This is a genomic window from Paraplanobispora takensis (assembly GCF_016863195.1).
GTDB lineage: Bacteria > Actinomycetota > Actinomycetes > Streptosporangiales > Streptosporangiaceae > Planobispora > Planobispora takensis.
Window position 1 is genome coordinate 1 of sequence record NZ_BOOK01000105.1, and the last position, 3,491, is coordinate 3,491.

6 protein-coding genes are annotated in these 3,491 nt (G+C 70.5%); 4 read left to right on the plus strand and 2 right to left on the minus strand.

Annotated elements, in window-relative coordinates; all coding sequences use genetic code 11:
- A partial coding sequence (locus Pta02_RS40460) for a DASS family sodium-coupled anion symporter (protein ID WP_203880358.1) occupies positions 1 to 1,432 on the plus strand: 1,432 nt, incomplete at its 5' end.
- Between the two features lie 18 nt (positions 1,433 to 1,450).
- A complete protein-coding gene (locus tag Pta02_RS40465) occupies positions 1,451 to 1,876 on the plus strand; it encodes a hypothetical protein (RefSeq protein WP_203880359.1) in 426 nt (141 codons plus the stop codon).
- Here the strand turns inward: Pta02_RS40465 and Pta02_RS40470 are convergent.
- Positions 1,858 to 2,145, minus strand: a complete 288-nt coding sequence (locus Pta02_RS40470; RefSeq protein WP_203880360.1) for an SHOCT domain-containing protein — start codon at positions 2,143 to 2,145, stop codon at positions 1,858 to 1,860. The two genes, Pta02_RS40465 and Pta02_RS40470, sit on opposite strands and share 19 nt — an antisense overlap.
- Before the next feature lie 125 nt (positions 2,146 to 2,270).
- On the opposite strand from Pta02_RS40470, the gene Pta02_RS40475 reads away from it, so the two are divergent.
- Both Pta02_RS40475 and Pta02_RS40480 read left to right on the plus strand, forming a co-directional pair.
- Positions 2,271 to 2,471, plus strand: coding sequence for a wax ester/triacylglycerol synthase domain-containing protein (locus Pta02_RS40475; RefSeq protein WP_203880361.1), 201 nt, complete (start codon positions 2,271 to 2,273; stop codon positions 2,469 to 2,471).
- Positions 2,441 to 2,749 carry an AIR synthase-related protein gene (locus tag Pta02_RS40480; protein ID WP_239131602.1) on the plus strand — a complete coding sequence of 103 codons (309 nt, stop codon included), beginning with the start codon at positions 2,441 to 2,443 and terminating at the stop codon, positions 2,747 to 2,749. The genes Pta02_RS40475 and Pta02_RS40480 overlap by 31 nt, the downstream gene beginning before the upstream one ends.
- Before the next feature lie 115 nt (positions 2,750 to 2,864).
- On the opposite strand, the gene Pta02_RS40485 is transcribed toward Pta02_RS40480, so the two are convergent.
- The coding region (locus Pta02_RS40485; protein WP_203880362.1) for a CBS domain-containing protein at positions 2,865 to 3,491 on the minus strand (627 nt) is incomplete at its 5' end.

A 3,491-nucleotide genomic window follows, 5' to 3' on the forward strand; every position in this document is an offset into this window, starting at 1 on the left:
GGGCACGGCCCGGGACGGGCCCGCCCGCCGGTGGATGGCGGCGCGCTGGGCGATACCCGTCCTGGTGGGAGTGGTCATTTATCTGCTGCCGCAGCCCGAGGGCGTCAAGCCCGGCGGGTGGGCGGTCCTGGCCGTCTTCGCGGCCACCGTCCTGGGCCTGATCCTGCAGCCGATGCCGCTGGGGGCGGTCGCTCTGACCGGGCTCACCGTCATAATGATCACCGGGATCCTGGAACCGGCGGTGGCGCTGAGCGGGTTCGCCGAGCCGACGATCTGGCTGATCGTGGCCGCGTTCTTCATCTCGGTGGCGTTCACCAAGACCGGTCTGGGACGGCGCATCGCGCTGCTGTTCGTCTCGGTGCTCGGCAAGCGCAGCCTCGGGCTGGCCTACGGGGTGGCGCTGACCGACCTGGTGCTCGCCCCCGCCACGCCCAGCAACACCGCCCGTTCCGGCGGCGTGGTGTATCCGATCATCGTCTCGCTCAGCGAGCAGGCGGGCTCCTGGCCGGACGAGGCGACCCGCCGCCGGCTGGGGGCCTATCTGACGATCACCGCGATCAGCGTCAACACCATCACCAGCGCCATGTTCGCCACTGCCATGGCGGCCAATCCGCTGGCGCAGAAGTTCGCCGGGGAGCAGGGCATCGAGATCAGCTGGCTGGACTGGGCGCTCGCCGCGAGTGTGCCCGGGCTGCTGGCCCTGGTCGTGATACCGGCGCTGCTGTACCGGATCTACCCGCCGGGGCTGCGCGACACTCCGCAGGCACCCGGCCAGGCCCGGGCCCAGCTGGCCGAGCTCGGGCCGATGTCCCGCCACGAGAAGATCATGGCGGGCGTGTTCGTGCTGTTGCTCCTGTTGTGGTCGTTGGGCAGTCAGCTGTGGGGGCTGCCGGCCACCGCCAGCGCGTTCGTCGGCGTCACCCTGCTACTCGTCACCGGCGTGCTCACCTGGGGCGACCTGGAGCGGGAACGGTCGGCCTGGACCACGCTGACGTGGTTCGCGGTGCTGGTGATGATGGCGAGCCAGCTGCAGAAGCTCGGGGTGATCGGCTGGTTCAGCGAGGTCATCACCGGTGCCACCGGCGGCATGCGCTGGGAGGCCGCCTTCGTCTTGCTCACCGTGGTCTACTTCGTCTCCCACTACGCCTTCGCCAGCAACACCGCCCATGTGGCCGCGATGTACGGGGCGTTTTTGGCTGCGGCTGTGGCCACCGGGGCGCCCCCGGTGATGTCGGCTCTGGTGCTGGGGTTCATCGGCTCCCTGTACGGCGGGCTGACCCACTACGCCTCAGGTCCGGCGCCGGTGCTGTTCGGCGGGGGATATGTGACGCTGGCCGAGTGGTGGCGGCTGGGGGCGATCGTCGCCGTTGCCAACGTCGCGGTGTGGATGGCCGCGGGGGCCGCCTGGTTCAAGATCCTGGGCGCCTGGTGAGCCCGAACGTTGTCGTCGTTGCCCGACCGCCACTGTTCAAAGACGAAGACCAGGAGCGAGGAGGCGATCTGGACGGCATGCGGTGCCGTCGATGTCGGCGACCCGTCGAACCGTGATGCCACGGTGGCGCGCAAGAAGCCGGACGACCCGACAGATCAGCAGCTGGTCGATCAGGCCCGTGCCGAGGATGTGGAGCTGGTGGGTGAGAACGGACCGCTGGGCCGGTTGACCGAGCTGGTGCCGGAGTCCGCACAGGACGGCATGACGGACCCGGGCACACCGGCCGTCCCCGTTGCCGATCCCCGAGGGATAGGTGCGGCACCTGCCGCTGACATTCGTCAGCGGCAGGTGCCAGACAGCACAACATCAACAGTTGCGCCCCGCTCCGGCTCACCCGCTCAGGAGCACTCCGGGTACGGTGCCCGTCAGCCGGTGCCGAGGTAGGCGAGCCGCTCCTGGTACTCCTCGGTGGAGATCTCGCCCTTGGCGTACCGGTCGGCCAGCACCTCACGCGCGCGTTCCACGCCCGGGCGTCCGGCCGGCCGCGACGGCCGCCGGTCAGAGGCAGCACGGATGACCAGCCAGACTCCCAAGGCGATGAGGCTCACCCACACCAGCATCATGAGCGAGCCCCACAACCATGCCGATCCGCCGCCCCACATGTGGTGGCCCCAGCCGTCCCACGGGCCGGCGGCCATAGGCAACGCGTTCATGGCAGCCTCCTTCCCTTGCCTCCCTCCAGCGTTCACGGCTGGATCCGGGGGTGAAAGGACCAAAAGTCCCCCAGCCGGGGAGCGGAAGGCCCTGCTCCGGCAGGAGGCGGCGCGGGAGTCTGAAGGTGGCCATCGCCGTGGTGAGCGAGCCGCTGCCGCTGTCCCGCCCGCCGTGGTCGATAACGTTCGTCACCGGCCCGGCCGGTGACGTGCTCGGGATGGTCGTCGTCCTGGACCATCTGGTGGCCGACGGCGTCGGCGGGTTCACGCGCTGCGCGACCCCACCCGAGACGGACTGGCCGCCTCCTCCCAGACCGGAGTCGTGATCGAGGAGAGCGCCGTGCCCATGCCGCCGCCGGTGGCGGCGGCATGCGAGCTGCTCGGGCTGGATCCGCTGCACGTGGCCGATGAGGGCTGTCTGGTGGCCTTCGTCGCCCCGGCGGCGTGCCGGCGGCCATGCACGTGCTGCCCGAGCGGGACGCAGGCCCGCCGCATCGGCCGGGTGACCTCCGAGCACTCGAGCCGGGTCGTTATACGGACCCTGCTCGGCGCAGCTCGGGCCGTGGACATGCTGGTCGGCGAGCAGCTTCCACGCATCTGCTGAACCGTCCTTGCGCCGTTGTGCGGGTTCCGGCGTTTTCGCGCGGCCGGCCTGCCCACATCGGCCCGGCTCATACGGCTTCCGCCCCCGGCGTCGAACAGGGGGAGCCTGCGCGGAACTACTGGTCGGCCCAGCCCGGGTTGTCGTCGGTGTTCCACTGGATCTCGTCGATGACATCGACCACGCCGTTGACCCGCAGCGCCATGCGTGCGGCGATCTGCGCCTCGCCGCGCCGCTCCATGCGGCCGGTCAGCCTCACCACACCCTGGTGCACGGCGATCTCCACATGAGAGGTGTCCACCCACAGGGAACGGTCCAGGACATCGGCGCGGATCTCCTGGGCGATGTCGGCGTCCGGTCGGACGAACACCTTGATCAGGTCGTGGCGGCTGACGATGCCCTCCAGCTTCCCGTCCTGGTCGACCACGGGCAGGCGCTTGACGCCGTGCTCGTCCATCAGCCGCATCGCGTACACCACGGCCGAGTGCGGGCCGATGGTGACGGCGGGGAAGGTCATCAGCTCGGCGGCGGTCTCCCCGCGCGCCTTGTCGGGACCGGTGCCCTTGTCGTGGCCCAGGCGGTGGCGCAGCCGGGCGCGCAGCGGCGGCCGGTAGCCCTCCCGGTAGAACTGCTCCATCTCACTGCGTTGCCCGCCGTGTGGGCAGGGCCGGAAGTCATCCGCCGCCGGGCCCTCGCGCCCTTTTCCAGGGTCCTTGGCCTCTATGGCGCGCGGTGGCCGCGCTAA

What these genes read in the sequence shown, in the direction of transcription:
- Pta02_RS40470 (WP_203880360.1), bottom strand. Translation starts at nt 2,145, where the DNA reads ATGAACGCGTTGCCTATGGCCGCCGGCCCGTGGGACGGCTGGGGCCAC.